This window comes from Streptomyces sp. NPDC056161 (assembly GCF_042268025.1).
Lineage (GTDB): Bacteria > Actinomycetota > Actinomycetes > Streptomycetales > Streptomycetaceae > Streptomyces.
Window position 1 is genome coordinate 1 of sequence record NZ_JBHJUV010000043.1, and the last position, 15,364, is coordinate 15,364.

Here is a 15,364-nt window from a genome sequence, read left to right on the forward strand (position 1 = left end):
AGCAGCAGGAACTCATCCGCAACCACCAGACGCGCTACCGCGACCAGGTCATACCCACCGCCTGACCGACAGCACCCTCAGAAGATCTGCACCCAACCCCAAACGACTGGGTTCGCTGTCAAACGCCTCGATTGGATGACAACGGCCAGCCAGTGATGAGTCTGTCCTCGAACGTCCAGGCCGGTCAGTTCAGCAGGGCAGCCGTGAACGTCTGACGGTGGTCCAACAGCCAGGTCTGCATGCGGTCCCAGCGTTCCCATCCACCACGCTCGGCCAACGCCTGGAGATAGACGGGGTCTCCGTCGGCCACGCGGCGGGCGACGAAGGCCCGGCAGACCTCCGTGGCCTGCTCGATGACGCCAGGCAACTCGGCGCGGTCCCCCGCCGAGAGGCCGTAGCTGTCGGCAAGAATCCGCAGCCGCGCGGCCGCATCCATCCCGTGGGGATAGAGAGCCGTCGCGGACCCGGGATCGAGCATGGGCACCCAATAGCGGGCGGTCATGGCGAAGTCCCAGAGGGCACGGCCCGGGGCCGCCAAGTCGAAATCGATCAGGGCCGCGGCACGACCATCGCGGAAGACGACGTTCTCCGGGCACACATCGTTGTGACACAACATCGTTCCCCCCTCCGGGTCGGCGAGGTCCCGGGGCCACGCGGCACGGGCGTCGACCGCGACGACCGCGCTGGTCTCATGCAGACGCCGCAGCAGGCTCCCCACCGATACGAGGGCAGAACTCGTCATCGCCCAGTCCGGGAACGGCGGCAGAGCCACGTCGCCAGGAATGAAAGTCAGCTGCTCACGGCCACCCGCAGTGAGACCGACAGGGGCCGGCGCCGCGTCGAAGCCGTGCTCCTTCAGCGCAAGGAGATAGGCATGCAGGGCGCGCGCGTTGCGCGGTGCCGGTCGCTCCACCAACTCCCCCTGGCGGAAGACCGCCCCCACGTTCACCATCCCGCCGACCAGCGCCTCGTCTTCAGCCGTCATGAGGATCACGCTATCGCCAGACCGACCCCGCGCGGGCCGGGCTGCACACGACGTGGATCAACGCACGACGGAACGCGCGACGCGGAATCCCACGTCGTCGACCTGGAAAGTCGGGTGGCTGCGGCGCCGCGCGGAGGCCCGGCAACTCCAGTGCTCATCAAACCAACCACCGCCACGGAGCACCCGGTAGACGCCATAGACCTCGGCGTCGTAGACGTCCCAGCACCAGTCCCAGACGTTGCCGAGCATGTCGTAAAGCCCCACGAGTTGGGGCGTTTGCCGTCCACTTCGTGGATAGGTCGTGCGAGTTACCGCGGTACCAGCCGATCGCGTCGAGATCCCCGTAGTGCGGCCCGGTCGTCCCGGCGCGGCAGGCGTGCTCCCACTCGGCTTCGGTCGGCAGTCGATACCCGTCGGCGGAGGCGTTCCACTCGATATCTTCGGCCTCGGCACGGAAGTGGTACGCGGGTGTGAGGCCGGCGCACTGGGACAGGGCGTTGCAGAACCGCGCCGCGTCCCACCAGGACACGCACTCGACGGGCAGCTGATCCCCAGGGGTGGTACTCGGCCGCTGGCCTGTGATCTGTGCGTACAACGCCTGGGTGACCCGGAATGCCGCGAGCTGGTAGGGCGCAAGCTCGACCGACCAACTGCGCTGAGTCCGCCCGTCCGACAGCGTCACCTGCCCCGGCAGGATGGCGATCATCTCGTTCCCCATCATCACGTCCATGATCAGGAGATCCGAACGATGCCTGCCATTGCGAGACGACAGAGCCGCCAACCGTTGTCCCTGGCTGACACGAATCTGCAAGTGGTCATCCTTCACTGACACAGACAGCCATCGATCATCCTTCAGTGGCAATCGATCAACGTTCACTGGCGCAGGTCAACGGGACACCCAATCCGGATGCGGACCGTAGTCGCTCTGGGAAGGGTGTCACGCTGATCGACGCGTGGCCCGAATCAGGGGGTCGGGCACGTGGTTCCGGGCCGAACCGCCAACGTGACACCCCAGCGTGACAACCGGATCGGGGCGCGTGACACGGGTGAGCGTGACAGCGTGACAGTCACCCTCGGTGATCACGGGCGAGGCCGGAGAATGCCGGAGCGGACCGTACGATTACTGCGCTACGACCGGACGCGAGCGAGGAACACGGCAAGGTCACCAGCAGCTTCGGGTTCGGCGGTGGCGAGCCGGGCCGCGAACGCCAACTGGGCGACGTCGACGCCGGGGACCAGGCGGGCAAGTTCGGCGAGCAGCGCGGCGTGCGCGAGGACCGGCGGGGTGAGAAGGCCGGCCGCGGCCTCGCAGGCGGCCGGGGCGCGGTAGTGCCCGAGGCGCGCGACCAGGGCATGGGCGAGCCAGGCGCCGACGTCGGCCTGGACGTACCCGCCCGCGCGCCGTGTCAGTTCGTCGCGTACGGCTTCGTCCCCGTCGCGCGGCTCGGTCTGTGCCAGTGTGCCCAGCTCGCGCAGCGCCTGGAACTCATCGGCGCGGGCCGCGACCCGGGCGGCCTCACGGATCTCGGCTTCCCGGGCGGCGGCCGCGGCGCCGGCGCCGAGTTCAGCCCGGACGACGTCGTCGGCGTCCGGGTCGTACACGGTGCCCGGCTCCGCGTCGGCGAGCAGCTGCGCAATGCGCTCCCACTCCGCGAGCTCCGCCCGGCCAGCGGACGTCGTCAGCCAGGTCCTCGTGCCGGGACGCCTGCCGGGCATCGAACCGCGCGTCCTCGAGGGCCGCCGTGACGGCGCTGGCGTCCATTCCCTTCGCCCGCCGCCTTACGACGCGGCGGCCGATCCGGGCGGGATCGGCCGGCTTACGGGACGCGGCAAGCCGCGGGGTGAGTGGACGGCGCGCAGTGTGCCGGGGAGGCCAGGGCGTGGCCATCATCGGCCTCGTATTCGTGGCGCGGATTCGGAGCGGGCCGCCGCCAGAGCGCTGTACGGCGACCCGTCGGATTTGTGCCGAAGCGGGGAAGTTGTCATCGGGACTACACACCGACCTGCGGATTCGTGAAGAAGAGGCAGGCTTGTCGTCACCAACAAGGCAAGCTACTCGTCACTGACCATCGGCCCGCTCCTGAACGGCACCAGTCAGTGCTCACTCGCCGGATGCCGCCGCCAGCCAGATTCGCCAGACGTGACGCGTATTCGGTACCTCGGGACGGTCCAGGAGCCAGAGAACGTATCCGGCATGGCGGCACGCCCATGGATTGTCCGAACGGGAGGCTACCTCAAGCCTGCTGCGCAGGTCGTCACTGTCCACTGCCCGGGCCACGCGCGCGTACTCGCGGTCCTTACAGCGGTAGGGCCGCTGGACGACGGTCTCGACCAGTTCCACAAGCTTGGTTCTGACCGTCTCATCGAGGTGAGCGGCAGCCACGTCTCGGATGAGGCGCTCCTTCGTGCCCCACGCCTTGGCGTGCCGTGTCCACTCCTGCGGATATCTCGCCTCCCACTCGAGGAAGAGCAGCACGTAGGGGAGACCCGGCCACATGCCGATGTCTGAACCGGCCGGCCGGTCCCACAACCCACCGGGCAGCGAACACCTCCGGGCTTCCAGGTAGTTTCGCCGCGCCGCCTGCCGCCCCAGCGAATACCTTCGTCGCCACGTCTGGTTGTACCGATCCCGAGCGTCCTGGGTGTTCCTCTCGGCGTCAGCCAGGCGAACAAGCGCCGCAGCACGTTCAGCCGGATCGCTCGCTATCAGCCCGAACGCCCACCCCAGCCGCTTGTGCCACACGTCCGCACCCTGGACACCCGTATCCGCTTCCCTCTTCACCAGGTAGATCATGCACTACCTGAAGCCAAGACTTCGTTCATTTATCCCGATCATGCACGGCACCACGCCCGCAGTTGGAGCCAGTAACAACAACTCTGCCTTCGTGACAAGTACCGTGCATCGGCTCAGGATTGCTTTATATTGATCAGAAACCCATGGGGTTCTTGTCCTGTCCGGGCACAGCTCATAAAGCCTGGACTCGTGGTGGGAAACCATGAGTCCATGGGATCCGCGCGGGTCGGATCGGCTTGTCGGGGAAGCGGAGGAGGCCGTCCATGTCCAGGCGTCGCATACGGATTCCGAGTGGCCGGCTGTGCGCGGGCGTCGTGGTCGGAGTCGCTGTGGGGCTGCTGACGCTGTGGCTGCTCATGCTCCTCGGGCGCGCTCTCTACACCAGGAGCGGCACGTGGGGGTTCCTCCTGATCGCGGGGGCTGGCATCGTCGTGGGCTGTGCCGTCGCGTTCGCGCGCAGGGGCGCCGAGATCGGGGCCTCGTGGGGACTGCTGGCCGCGATCGCGGCCATGTTCTTCTGCGCGATGCACATGGAGTACCTCGCTTCCAACGCCCTGCACGACCGGGGCCGGGAGGTCTACGGCCTCATACAGAAGGAGACCGGCTACACCATGCCCAACCCGAGCGACGGCAGCCCCGGCGTGTACACCTACGCCGTCTCCTCCCCGGGAAACCCCCGACAGCGTGATCTGTCCGTCGCAGCAAGGGAGTTGGAGGTCGGCAAGGAGTATCTGATGACCATCGACCCGCAGAGCAAAGTGCGCCCTGCCCTCGGCCCGAGGCCCGGCACAGACGTCGCCGACCTCGTCTGGCAGATCATCTGCGCGGTCTTCATCATGTTCCTCTGGCTCGCCGCCGCCGTCGTGGGCTTCGAACCGGACGAATTCGGCTGGTGACGCGCATGGGCACGGGCGGCGAACCGTGGACGATCGCTCCGGTCGGTCACCCAGTCACCCGGTCACCCGGCGAGGGGGGCGGCCCGCACGTCCGCTACGTCCTGGACGAGAACCCCATGAGTTCCTGATCAATAGCAGCCGAGAATTCCGTTTGGCTAAGAAGCCGTTGCTCTAACGATCTTGGTGGGCGTGAGTTCGAGGTCGCCGACTCGGTCGGGTGATCTCATGGCTGGCTGAGCAAAAAACGGGGCCTCCTGCACAGCTCGTGGGTGTCGAATCCAACCGAGCAACAGGAGGCCCCTGGTGCTGCAGTCTTCCGTGTCGGCTCCGATGTCGTCCAACTCGACTGTGATTGCCTCGCTCACCGGTTCGGGAACGCCGGGGATCGGCCGTACAGGCGTCCGAGGTATCCGTCCGACATGAGCGACGCGGAGTGGGCGATCGTACGCGACGCGACGCCGGTCCCCGGCTGGCTGGAGGGCCGCAGCGGGCAACCGGAGGGCTATTGCCACCGGCAGATGGTCGACGCGGTGCGCTACCTGGTCGCGGGCGGCATCACCTTGCGGGCGATGCCCGCGGACTTCCCCGCGTGGGACCGCGTCTACGCCTCCTTCCGGCGGTGGCGGGACAACGGCCTGGCCGCCGAGTTCCATGACCGGCTGCGTGACCGGGTCCGCGTGGCTTCGGGCCGCGATCCGGAGCCCACGGCGGCCGTCATCGACGCGCAGTCGGTGAAGGGAGCCGCATCGGTGCCAGCCGCGACCAGGGGCTTCGACGGCGGAAAGAAGGTCAACTGCCGCAAGCGGCATATCGTAGTGGACACCCTCGGACTGCTGCTGGCCGTGATGGTGACCGCGGCCTCGGCCACCGACCGGGACGCGGGGCAGACACTACTGATCCGGCTGCGCGAGCGGCACTGGCGCGTCACGCGGGTGTGGGCCGACGGAGGCTATACCGGCCGCCTGGTCGACTTCGCCCGCGGTGTCCTGCGCGTCGCGCTGACAGTGGTCAAACGCAGCGACGACACCAGCGGCTTCACCGTGCTGCTAACGAAGAGGTGGCTGGTGGAGCGCACGTTCGCGTGGCTGTAGCATTCACGCCGACTGGCCCGCGACTACGAGACGCGCACCGATACCTCGGAGGCGGTGATCCAGTGGTCGACGAGCATGGTCATGAGCCGTCGGCTCGTACGACGGGCACGCTGAACAGCCCTGGGCGTTCGTCCGCCAGCCAGCCCCGCGCGGCCAGGCGCCTCGCTTTCGATCGCACCCCCTCCACCTTCGCCGGGACCGGCTCCAGTCCGACAGCCGCCGCGAGCTGCCGACAGTCCATCGCCTCCCCGCGCGTTCCGCTCCCACCGGCCAGGACCTCCATGATCCGCCAGCAGTCCGGCGCAAGAACCGTCGCGGCAAGCCCTGCCTGCCAGTACGGCACCACCGAACCGGGCACCGCCGCCGCGACCTGCACCGGCCGTTCGCCGGCCACCACGACTGGTAGCACGTCCCCGCCTCCGCGAGGCTCCACCAATACCTCGCCCACCGTCTCACGCGCGATCACGAACCGCTCCCAGGCGGCCTCCGCCTCCCGCAGCTCGGCCTTCAGAGCCTCCACCCGCTGCCGAGCGGCGCATTCACGCTCCTCCAGCAACCCCATCACCGACGGCACACCCAGCACCTCCACCGAAGAGAACGACACGACACCTCGTCCCTGCCGCCGAAACACCGCACCTACACCTGACCAGCAGAAACACACCCGTCACTCCCGGAAAGACAACGGCTTCTAAGGTGATGCGCCCCTCCGGGGAAACGAGGCTGGGGCGATCCTCGGGGCAACTGGCTTGCGGTCCCTATCTGTTGACCCGTGGCGGTGTCATCCGACGTACCGCAGCCCGAACTCGTTCAGCGAGATTGAGAGGGTCAATTCCCGTTTCGAGGTGATGCAGATAGGCCATGGGAGAGGCGCTAATCTCGTGTTCCCGCTGACGCTTTTGCTGCAAGGCAGCTGCGTACACACCGAGTGCGAAACCGCCAAGGCCGATCACTGCAGACCGACTCGGAGAGGGGTGCGTGGCGATCAAAGCCAGCGCGCTAGTCATCACTGGGGGTGCAGCGGCCTGCACATTGATCGCGCCCATCGCTGTCTCTATCCGTTGACCACGCATCGCGCGAGCGAGGTCGTTCAGGGCTGGGCGAATTCGCGTTTCGTAGCGCATTTCCAAATGCCTGAGCAAAACTTCCTGTTCTCTGATACCGTCAAGATGCGCGGACTCAGTCACCATCGCGTCCACTGCATCCCTGAACCTGGCGCGTTCCCCGGCATATCTATTCCGGAACTCGATGATTCGCTCCACCGGGATGTCCCTGAGATCGCGTGGCAAGACCGCCGCCACTGCAATACTTACCAGTAACGCAGACCGCTCACCTGCCAACGCTTCGGGCGCAGGCTGCCCCAGAACCCCAGACACCAGCCGGCGGGCGCTGACACTGGCCGCAGCATGGTCGAATTCATCATCGGCGATCGGCAGGGCAGCGTATTCTGGCGCTACTTGAGATCCGAGGAGCATGAGGTAGGTGCGGGCCAGAGTCGTGTGCATGAGGACTCGCTCCTCCCTCACCCGTGACAGTGCGGCAAGGTCGAGTCTAATAAGGCGCTCACTGAATTCTTGTGGTGCCTTCCATGCTGCTAACCCCCAGTCGAGATCTAGAGGTCCAAACGAGTCGGCCGTGGGCGTCAGATATTGCGACAAGTCGACACCTACCAGCGCCTCGAAGAGCTGATCGGCGGCAACTTGCATCGCCGTTGCGCGAGGGGTAGCGATGCGAAGAAACCCTTCACCGTAGAGCAGAATTTCGGATCGGCTGATTTCCGGTAGGCTAGCCTCCACGCCATCTGTATCGAATCGATAAACCCGGTCCCAATAAAGCGCAGCTAACTTCAGCCACTGCTCGTCACGGAAGTGCACATGCCGGTAATAAAGACCGACCCATTCGCTCACATTGACTCCTTTTGCGACCTCAAAGAGTGCGCGCCTGTATCAATACCGCAAGGTGCCACCGGCCAGAATACTACCGAGCGGCGTCATTATCTTCCCCAGATTGTTGCAACACGCAGCTCTTGACAGGGAAGACGACCCCGAGGGCGAAGACGTCCGCCACGCCTCCGTCGGCTAGCTCCAACGGCGTTCAGTTAGCCTCGATTCGTCAGCAGGTTTTGGTGGCTGACCTGCTCGGCAGTTCGCCCGTAATGTCCTCGGGCCGTCCGAGGTGGGCCGTCGTGTGACGCCGCGGGTGCGCCGGGCTCCACGGGCCCGGAGTGCTGCCGGTCTTCTCCTTCCTGGTCCTTGTCGCGGCAGTGTCCGACCGTCAGGTGACAGCCGGGAGGGCGGTGAGCCGCTGCCAGCAGGTGGTGAACGCTTGTGCCCAGGGCCAAGTCGCGTCGATACGCAGCCATTGGCGTCGGGCGTGATCGGCGAGGCGAGCCGGCAGGTGGTAGAGGCGGAAGCGCATGGTCTCCGGCTCGGCGTCGGCCAGGCCCTCGACGTCGTGCAGGGCCAGCAGCCGCACCCAGGCGTCGAGATCACTCGCGAGGTTTGCGGCGAGCATCCAGCCGCAGTTCACTTCCCAGGAGGCGGAGGGCAAGTTGTCCAGTCCCATCGCCTTGCCGGTGCGCACCCGGTCCTCGACGCTGGCATGCGAGCGGTGCAGCACGTCCAGGAACTGGCTGTGGCCCGAGCCGGCGATGCCTGCCCCGCATGTGCCGGATATTTGGTGGCGGTGAGTGTGGGTTTGACGCGACGCACGATCAGCCGCATGCCCTCCGGCCGGCCCTCGCGGGTGTTCAGCCCGGTCAACTCGGCGATGAAGTAGCCCTCCTGGAGGCTGCCGTCCTGGTGCACGGAGGTCTCCCAGGCGCTTTTGGGCAGCTTTGCGATGGCCTTTTCGTCGTCTTCGGTGATCTTCCAGCCGACCGTGTAGCGGACCGTGCGCCGCGTGGTGTTCAACGCTTCGAGGTGTTCCAGCAGTCCGTGGGTGGCTCCGGCCCCGTCCACCCGGATGAGGATCTTCGCGGCCGGGGAGCCGGGGATCCGGGCGAGGGCGTCGGTGAGTACCGTGATGTGGTCGGCCACCGTGTTTGCTCCGGCATTCCCCGGCCGCAGGCACATGGCCAGGGACTCGGTGGTGTTCGCGCACCACGCGGCCAGCGGATGAAACCCGAACGTCTTTTTGAAGGTGACCGCTGCCCCGGCCTTCTTGGACGCGGCCGTGATGATGGTGGCGTCGATGTCGATGACGATCCACCCGGTCAGCCGCCTGCCCGCCACGACCAGCCAGGGGAAGCCGCCCGGCCGCAGGTGCAGCAGACTCCACACCTGCCGACGCACCCGTGCCCGCACCTTGGCGATCTTCATCAGGGTGGCCTCGTCGAGCGCGGCCAGCGTGCGACGGGCGGTGGAGTCCGAGGCCGCGGGCCCGAACAGCGGCCGGTGATGGAGCTGGAGCTGCTCGGCCTCCGACATGTTCGCCGCCCCGAGCACGATCACGATCGCCAGTTGGACCACTACCCCGGCCCGTTCCCGCCAGCCGGCCGCTGTGCTGGACGGCAGCACCTTCGCCAGCGCTTGCATGAGCCCTGTGCGGTCCGCGCACTGGCGCAGCAGCACCGCCCCGGCATGCCCGATCAGCCTCTTCCCGTCAGCCACCACCGACAGCCGACGGTCCCACCCTGTACGCTCACTCACCGGAAAGGTGCCCTGACTTCTGCATCGGATATGACTTCGACACTCACATCCTTGCAGGTCAGCGGCACCTTTCTGTTATCGGGGCGTCAGCTCGCCCAATTCCGTTGAATAGCCGGGGTTACACGTCCAACTACCGTGTCTACGGGGCCCGGAAGATCTGGCGCGAGCTGAAGCGGCAGGGACATGCGGTGGCCCGCTGTACCGTCGAGCGCCTGATGCGCGAGCTCGGTATCCAGGGCGCGGTGCGCGGCAGACGCGTCATCACCACGATCCCCGGCGGACAGGTCCAGCGGACTCCCGATCTGGTCGACCGCGACTTCGTCGCCGCCGCTCCGAACCGGTGCTGGGTAGCGGACTTCACCCACGTGAAGTCCTGGTCCGCGACCGTCTCTGTCGCATTCGTCGTGGACACCTTCTCCCGCCGGATCGTCGGCTGGTCCGCGGCCACCGTGAAGGAGACCGTCTTCGTCCTGGACACTCTGGAGATGGCCATCTGGCAACGCGATCGCGACCAACAGTCCGTTCAGCCAGGAGAGTTGATCCATCACTCCGACGCCGGGTCACAATACACATCGTTCAAGCTCGCCGAGCACCTGGACGCCGTCGGCATCGCGGCGAGCATCGGATCCGTCGGTGACGCGTACGACAACGCCCTGATGGAGTCCACGATCGGCCTGTTCAAGCAATGACGCGGAGTTAACATCCCACCCGCCACGTCAAGTTGACCTCACGGCGTCGCCGAAGTCAGCCACTCCGGGGCGAGGCGGTATCGTCCTCGCCCCTCCCTGACCAGCATGAACTGATCGGCCCACCGGTTGATCTGTGTGCAGAGGCTGCGATATTTCGGGGTCGCCGTGATCCCCAGTGCACGGCTGATCTCCACGGTCCGCCAGGCTCGGTCCGGATCGGTGCGTAGGAGACGGAGCGTGAGCTCCCTGAACCCCACATCCCGCGCGCTTTCGCCTGTTCGGGAGTGCCGACCTCGCGGAGAGTGACGCTCATGACAGTGATCCGCTGGCTGGTCTTGGGGCGGGTCTGCCCGGCGACGGTGTGCTGGGAGATAGGGCATTTCACGAGGCGAGCGCTGGTTCGCGCACGACGAGGAGACAGCAGCCCGGTGAGCACGGCCCGGGTGACACCTCCGGAAACATCGGACGGCGAGAGGATCCCTTGAGCAGTGATCACCTGTTCCCGCACCGCGTGAAGGGCGATGGTGAAGCTCGCCCGGTCCGGATTGGTACCCGGCCGGGACTCGACGGCGTCGACCATCGCCCACCGGGTCGTTTGACAGACGGTCAGCAACGCCCATAGTTCCTGTTCCAGACCGACGGGGTCGGCCGACCGCAGGACCCGACCGGTGAACAGGGTGTCCTTGAGCGCGAAGAAGGCCAGTTCGATCTCCCACCGCTCGTGACAGAGGCAGACCAGTTGTTCAGCGGGGTCGGTGCGGTGGTCCAGGAGCGTCGTCACCAGCCGGTACCGATCACCGGTGCGGCTCCCGTCGGAACATTCCGCGGTCACGTCCGCCTCGATGATCCGGAAGGTGCGGCCCAGCAGCCGGGTGAGGTAGGAGCCGTCCGGCAACACTGTCATTACCGCGGGCCAAGCGCCTGTCCGTCCCCCGCGACCTGGCCGAGCGACCCTGGGACGACCTGGACTTCCTGGGCTGGCGGGACCCCCAGGCCCCCGACCGGGCCTACCTCGCCACCGAGGTGGACGGCCGCCCGGTGGCACTCGCGCTGCGCTGTCCCAATGCCACCTCCTGGCAGACGCGGCGCAGCATGTGCTCGATCTGCCTGACCACCCACACCGGAGGCGTCGCGCTCATGGTCGCCGCGAAGGCGGGCAAAGCCGGGCAGCAGGGCAACTCCGTGGGCGCCTACATATGCAGCGACCTCGCCTGCCCGCTGTATGTGCGAGGCAAGAAGGACGCGGGCGTCGGTGCACGGCTCCCCGAGTCGCTCACCCTGGAGGAAAAGATCCAGCGCACCATCGCGAACCTCGCCACGTTCATCGCCAAGGTCACCACATGAAGCAACCAGCCTCGAATTGTCGATCACGAGTACTGGCGAGTCGACGCGGGTGCCTCAGGGGCCGGCGGGGCGCCGGTGGCTGTTCCCGTCCGCTGGCCCACGAACCGGACCCAGACGCCCGCACATCCGGCAGGCAGCCGCGGCGCACCGCGCGCGACTGGGCTGTCGACTTCTCCTGCATCCTCCTGGCCTTCGTCCTCGGCCTGGCAGCCTCACACTCCCTACGCAGGCATTTCGCGAGACCATGCCAGAAGCCGCCGTAGTGAGTCCTGGGCGGATGTTGTACAGACCCGATGGGCTGTTGCTGTACGTACCACGACACGACGAGTCCACGACGCGTGCCGTTCGAGCAGCCGAGGCCGTCTTACGGTGCGCATGCACGGGCCAACCGCACCCGGGCCCCCGATGAGCGCGCTGACTCTTCCCGCGCCTCTGTCTCACCAGGCTGCGGCGGGCCACTGGGGTGATACACGGTGGCAAAGGCACCCCGTGGCGGCGCGGGTCCGGGGAAGTGGCCACGACTCCTCGTTCAATCGCGGCAGAGAACCGAATCGCCGCGCAGAAGTGGGCTCCAGGGCGCGGACCTGCGAGCCGTGCCCACTGCGTTTGAAGGAGATCGCCATGAGCGGTACGACGACCTTGCCGAAACCGTCCGGTCCCTACCTGGACCCAGGGCTGCTGCCCGCCGACTTCTACGCCCATGAGGAACTGCTGTCGGAGAAAGAACGGGGGAAGATCACATCCCTGCGCGACTTCCTGCGCACGCAGGCCGCCCCGCTCGTCGACGACTACTGGGCCCGGGCCGAGTTCCCCTTCCAGCTGGTGGAGGGCTTCGGGAAGCTGGGCTTGATGGAATGGGCCGACCCCGACTCCCCGGAATCCAAGCCGAGCAACCTCTTCTCGGGCTTCACCGCGCTGGAGCTCGCACACTTCGACGCGTCCTTGGCGACGTTCTTCGGCGTACACACGGGGCTGGCCATGGGCACCATCCTCGCCTGCGGCTCCGACGAACAGAAGCGGCGGTGGCTGCCGGCGATGAGCCGCTTCGAGAAGATCGGCGCCTTCGGGCTGACCGAGCCGCACGGCGGATCCGACGTGGCGGGCGGCCTGCGGACGACCGCGCGACGTGACGGTGACGGATGGATCCTCGACGGAGCCAAGCGATGGATCGGCAACGCGACGTTCGCCGATCTGGTCGTCATCTGGGCCCGCGATGTCGAGACGCAGCATGTGCTGGGATTCGTCGTGGAGAAGGACACCCCCGGGTTCACCGCGACGAAGATCGAGAACAAGATGGCGCTGCGGATCGTGCAGAATGCCGACATCGTGCTCGACGGCTGCCGCGTCCCGGAGTCCAATCGGCTCCAGAATGCGAACTCCTTCAAGGACACCGCCAAGATCCTGCGTCAGACCCGTAGCGGCGTGGCGTGGCAGGCGGTGGGAGTGATGTTCGGCGCCTACGAGATCGCCCTGAGTTACGCGAAACAGCGCGAGCAGTTCGGGCGACCCATCGGAGGCTTCCAGCTCGTCCAGGACCTGCTGGTGAAGATGCTCGGCAACGCCACGGCCGCGTGCGGGATGGTGACGCGACTGGCCCAGTTGCAGGACGCCGGGGTCTACCGGGACGAGCAGTCCGCGCTGGCGAAGGCCCACTGCACCGTACGGATGCGCGAGAACGTCGGGTGGGCGCGGGAGCTGATGGCCGGCAACGGGATCGTCCTCGACTACAAGATCGGCCGCTTCGTCGCCGACGCGGAGGCCATTTACTCGTACGAAGGCACACGGGAGATCCAGACCCTCATCGTCGGACGTGCCGTGACCGACGGCCTGAGCGCCTTCGTGAGGTGACGACCATGACCACCGAATCCGTCTTCACCGGCTTGAGGGTCCTCGATGCGTCGAGCTTCATCGCGGGACCGGCCGCGGCCACCGTGCTGTCCGACTTCGGAGCGGACGTCATCAAGATCGAGCCACCGGGGAAGGGAGACCCCCAGAGGCGGCTCAGCTCCGTGCCGCCCAGCCCCCGGGCCGAGGCCAACTACAGCTGGCACCTCGCCAACCGCAACAAGCGCGGCATGGTGCTGGACCTGAAGTCACCGGCGGCCACCGAGGTTCTCAAGCGGCTCGTCCAGTGGGCCGACGTGGTGATCACCAATTTCCCGCACGGCACGCGCGAGAAGCTGCACCTCGGCTACGAAGAGGTCTCGGGTTGGAACCCGAGAGTCGTCTACGCCGACATCACGGGATTCGGGGACGCCGGTCCCGACGCCGGACTGCCGGGCTTCGACCTGACCGCCGCCTGGTCGCGCAGTGGGCTGTTGGCCTCCACCCGGGACGCGGAAGCGCCGCCGACGGTGCCGGTCTGGGGCAGCGGCGACTACATGACGGCGATCGCGATCTACGCCGCGATCGTGACCGCCCTCTACCGCCGCGAACAGACAGGACAAGGGGCCAGTGTCGGGACGTCGCTGCTCGCCACAGGCGTATGGGCGACGGGAACACTCGTGGCCGGCGCGCTCGCTGGCGGCACGCCGTTCGAGCTGCACGATCGGAAGGCACCGGCGAACCCGCTGATCAACCCCTACCGAACCGTGGACGACGAGTGGTTCATGCTGGTCGCCTCACCCCCGCACTGGCCTGGACTCACGCGGGCCATCGGGCATCCCGAGCTCCTGGAGGATCCCCGTTTCGCCAGCACCGAGGGCTTCGTCAAGAACTCCGCCGCACTGACAGAACTGCTCGACGCAGAGTTCCGCTCACGCCCGTTCGCCCACTGGAAGGACGCCCTGACCCGGGAACGCGTCACCTACAGCCTCATCCAGACACCGGAGGAGGCAGCACAGGACCCACAGCTGCGAGCGAACGACATCGTCGTGCCGCTGGCAGGGGTCAGCGGGCTGGAGTACACCATCAACAGCCCGGTCACTGTGCGAGGCGTCGAGAAGGTCCCGGCGAAGCGGGCCCCGGACCTGGGCGAGCACAACGACGGAATCCTCGCCGAGCTGGGATTCAGCCCTGCCGACATCGCCGAGCTGCGCGCCCAGGGAGCGATTCCCGGCCCGACGCAAGCGCAGGCGCCGCGATGAGCACGGCGCCCGAAGCGGCCACCGTGGTGCTGCACGAGCGCCGCGGCGGCGTGCTGACCCTCACCATCAACCGTCCGGCGCAGAAGAACGCCGTCGACCATGAGGTCGCGGTACAACTCGCGGAGGCATTGGATCTGCTCGACGCGGACCCGGAACTCTCGGTCGGCGTCCTCACGGGCGCGGGCGGGGTGTTCAGCGCCGGCATGGACCTGAAAGCCTTCACCAAGGGCGAGCTGCCGGTGCTCCCCGGCCGAGGATTCGGCGGGCTCACCCGCGCGGTGGTGCGCAAACCGCTCATCGCCGCGGTCGAGGGCTCTGGGCGCTCGGCGGAGGCTTCGAGATGGTACTCGCCTGCGATCTGATCGTCGCCGCGGAGGACGCCCGGTTCGGACTTCCCGAGATTACCCGCGGTCTCGTGGCGGCAGAGGGCGGACTGGTCCGGCTGCCGCGCCGCCTTCCGTACCACGTCGCCGCGCGCGTAATGCTCACCGGCGAGCCGCTGACCGCCGCAGAAGCCAAGCAGTACGGGCTCGTCAACGAACTGACCCCACCTGGCAGCGCGTTGGCTGTGGGCCGGGAACTGGCAGGGCACGTCGCGCGGAACGCACCGCTGGCGCTCGCAGCCGTCAAGGAGGTCCTGGGTGAAACCCAGGGCCTGAACGAGAGTGACGCGTTCACACGTCAAGACGAACTCACGAGCGGGCTGGCCATCAGCGAGGACGCCCGGGAAGGCGCACGGGCGTTCGCTGAGAAGCGCGCACCCGTCTGGCACGGCCGTTGATGCCGGTCACGCCAGCCCCCTACCGCCTGTATCCGATTCTCTCAGGAGCAG

Annotated in this window: 14 protein-coding genes and 2 pseudogenes; 7 read left to right on the top strand and 9 right to left on the bottom strand. The window is 67.1% G+C overall.

Translation table 11 applies throughout. The features are described 5' to 3' along the window. Positions 1–184: 184 nt before the first annotated feature. The 4 genes and pseudogenes from ACFC09_RS32250 to ACFC09_RS32265 form a co-directional block, all read right to left on the bottom strand. Complete coding sequence (locus tag ACFC09_RS32250) at positions 185–985, bottom strand: phosphotransferase (protein ID WP_376534051.1); 801 nt, start codon at positions 983–985, stop codon at positions 185–187. A gap of 57 nt (positions 986–1,042) precedes the next feature. Then, a pseudogene (locus tag ACFC09_RS32255) lies at positions 1,043–1,715 on the bottom strand (formylglycine-generating enzyme family protein). A gap of 398 nt (positions 1,716–2,113) precedes the next feature. Beyond that, entirely contained in the window at positions 2,114–2,701 is a 588-nt protein-coding gene (locus tag ACFC09_RS32260) for a hypothetical protein (protein ID WP_376534053.1), read from the bottom strand. Positions 2,702–3,086: 385 nt separating this feature from the next. Next, positions 3,087–3,779 carry a hypothetical protein gene (locus ACFC09_RS32265; RefSeq protein ID WP_376534055.1) on the bottom strand — a complete coding sequence of 231 codons (693 nt, stop codon included), beginning with the start codon at positions 3,777–3,779 and terminating at the stop codon, positions 3,087–3,089. Positions 3,780–4,042: 263 nt separating this feature from the next. Here ACFC09_RS32265 and ACFC09_RS32270 point away from each other — a divergent pair, with 263 nt between their 5' ends. Both ACFC09_RS32270 and ACFC09_RS32275 read left to right on the top strand, forming a co-directional pair. Then, on the top strand, positions 4,043–4,675 hold the full coding sequence (locus ACFC09_RS32270; protein ID WP_376534057.1) for a hypothetical protein: 633 nt from the start codon (positions 4,043–4,045) through the stop codon (positions 4,673–4,675). A 419-nt stretch (positions 4,676–5,094) separates the two neighbouring features. After that, positions 5,095–5,766 carry an IS5 family transposase gene (locus ACFC09_RS32275; protein WP_376534059.1) on the top strand — a complete coding sequence of 224 codons (672 nt, stop codon included), beginning with the start codon at positions 5,095–5,097 and terminating at the stop codon, positions 5,764–5,766. Positions 5,767–5,845: 79 nt separating this feature from the next. On the opposite strand, the gene ACFC09_RS32280 is transcribed toward ACFC09_RS32275, so the two are convergent. From ACFC09_RS32280 to ACFC09_RS32295, 4 genes are all read right to left on the bottom strand, one after another. Further along, positions 5,846–6,370, bottom strand: a complete 525-nt coding sequence (locus ACFC09_RS32280) for a hypothetical protein (RefSeq protein WP_376534061.1) — start codon at positions 6,368–6,370, stop codon at positions 5,846–5,848. 151 nt (positions 6,371–6,521) lie between these two features. Further along, positions 6,522–7,670 (bottom strand): DUF6236 family protein, encoded by a 1,149-nt coding sequence (locus ACFC09_RS32285; protein ID WP_376534063.1) that lies wholly within the window; start codon positions 7,668–7,670, stop codon positions 6,522–6,524. Between the two features lie 367 nt (positions 7,671–8,037). Continuing rightward, positions 8,038–8,382: a transposase gene (locus tag ACFC09_RS32290; protein ID WP_376534065.1), complete on the bottom strand. Its 345-nt coding sequence runs from the start codon at positions 8,380–8,382 to the stop codon at positions 8,038–8,040. Then, entirely contained in the window at positions 8,289–9,374 is a 1,086-nt protein-coding gene (locus ACFC09_RS32295; protein ID WP_376534067.1) for a transposase, read from the bottom strand. Before ACFC09_RS32295 ends, ACFC09_RS32290 begins: the two co-directional genes overlap by 94 nt. A gap of 143 nt (positions 9,375–9,517) precedes the next feature. Between ACFC09_RS32295 and ACFC09_RS32300 the strand changes: the two genes are divergently transcribed. After that, a complete protein-coding gene (locus tag ACFC09_RS32300; RefSeq protein ID WP_376534069.1) occupies positions 9,518–10,102 on the top strand; it encodes an IS3 family transposase in 585 nt (194 codons plus the stop codon). A 55-nt stretch (positions 10,103–10,157) separates the two neighbouring features. On the opposite strand, the gene ACFC09_RS32305 is transcribed toward ACFC09_RS32300, so the two are convergent. Then, positions 10,158–10,997 (bottom strand): hypothetical protein, encoded by an 840-nt coding sequence (locus tag ACFC09_RS32305; protein ID WP_376534071.1) that lies wholly within the window; start codon positions 10,995–10,997, stop codon positions 10,158–10,160. Between the two features lie 2 nt (positions 10,998–10,999). On the opposite strand from ACFC09_RS32305, the gene ACFC09_RS32310 reads away from it, so the two are divergent. The 4 genes and pseudogenes from ACFC09_RS32310 (at position 11,000) to ACFC09_RS32325 (ending at position 15,313) form a co-directional block, all read left to right on the top strand. Next, complete coding sequence (locus ACFC09_RS32310; RefSeq protein ID WP_376534203.1) at positions 11,000–11,446, top strand: FBP domain-containing protein; 447 nt, start codon at positions 11,000–11,002, stop codon at positions 11,444–11,446. Positions 11,447–12,067: 621 nt separating this feature from the next. Next, positions 12,068–13,294 (top strand): acyl-CoA dehydrogenase family protein, encoded by a 1,227-nt coding sequence (locus ACFC09_RS32315; protein WP_376534073.1) that lies wholly within the window; start codon positions 12,068–12,070, stop codon positions 13,292–13,294. Between the two features lie 5 nt (positions 13,295–13,299). Further along, the gene (locus ACFC09_RS32320) at positions 13,300–14,532 is read left to right on the top strand and encodes a CaiB/BaiF CoA transferase family protein (RefSeq protein WP_376534075.1); all 1,233 of its coding nucleotides are present in this window, start codon (positions 13,300–13,302) and stop codon (positions 14,530–14,532) included. Continuing rightward, positions 14,529–15,313, top strand: a pseudogene (locus tag ACFC09_RS32325) (crotonase/enoyl-CoA hydratase family protein). Before ACFC09_RS32320 ends, ACFC09_RS32325 begins: the two are co-directional and overlap by 4 nt. Positions 15,314–15,364 lie beyond the last annotated feature (51 nt).

Excerpts from the sequence above, each read along its gene's own strand:
- ACFC09_RS32250 (WP_376534051.1), bottom strand. The coding sequence starts at position 985 with ATGACGGCTGAAGACGAGGCGCTGGTCGGCGGGATGGTGAACGTGGGG.
- ACFC09_RS32260 (WP_376534053.1), bottom strand. The coding sequence starts at position 2,701 with ATGCCCGGCAGGCGTCCCGGCACGAGGACCTGGCTGACGACGTCCGCT.
- ACFC09_RS32265 (WP_376534055.1), bottom strand. The coding sequence starts at position 3,779 with ATGATCTACCTGGTGAAGAGGGAAGCGGATACGGGTGTCCAGGGTGCG.
- ACFC09_RS32270 (WP_376534057.1), top strand. The coding sequence starts at position 4,043 with ATGTCCAGGCGTCGCATACGGATTCCGAGTGGCCGGCTGTGCGCGGGC.
- ACFC09_RS32275 (WP_376534059.1), top strand. The coding sequence starts at position 5,095 with ATGAGCGACGCGGAGTGGGCGATCGTACGCGACGCGACGCCGGTCCCC.
- ACFC09_RS32315 (WP_376534073.1), top strand. The coding sequence starts at position 12,068 with ATGAGCGGTACGACGACCTTGCCGAAACCGTCCGGTCCCTACCTGGAC.
- ACFC09_RS32320 (WP_376534075.1), top strand. The coding sequence starts at position 13,300 with ATGACCACCGAATCCGTCTTCACCGGCTTGAGGGTCCTCGATGCGTCG.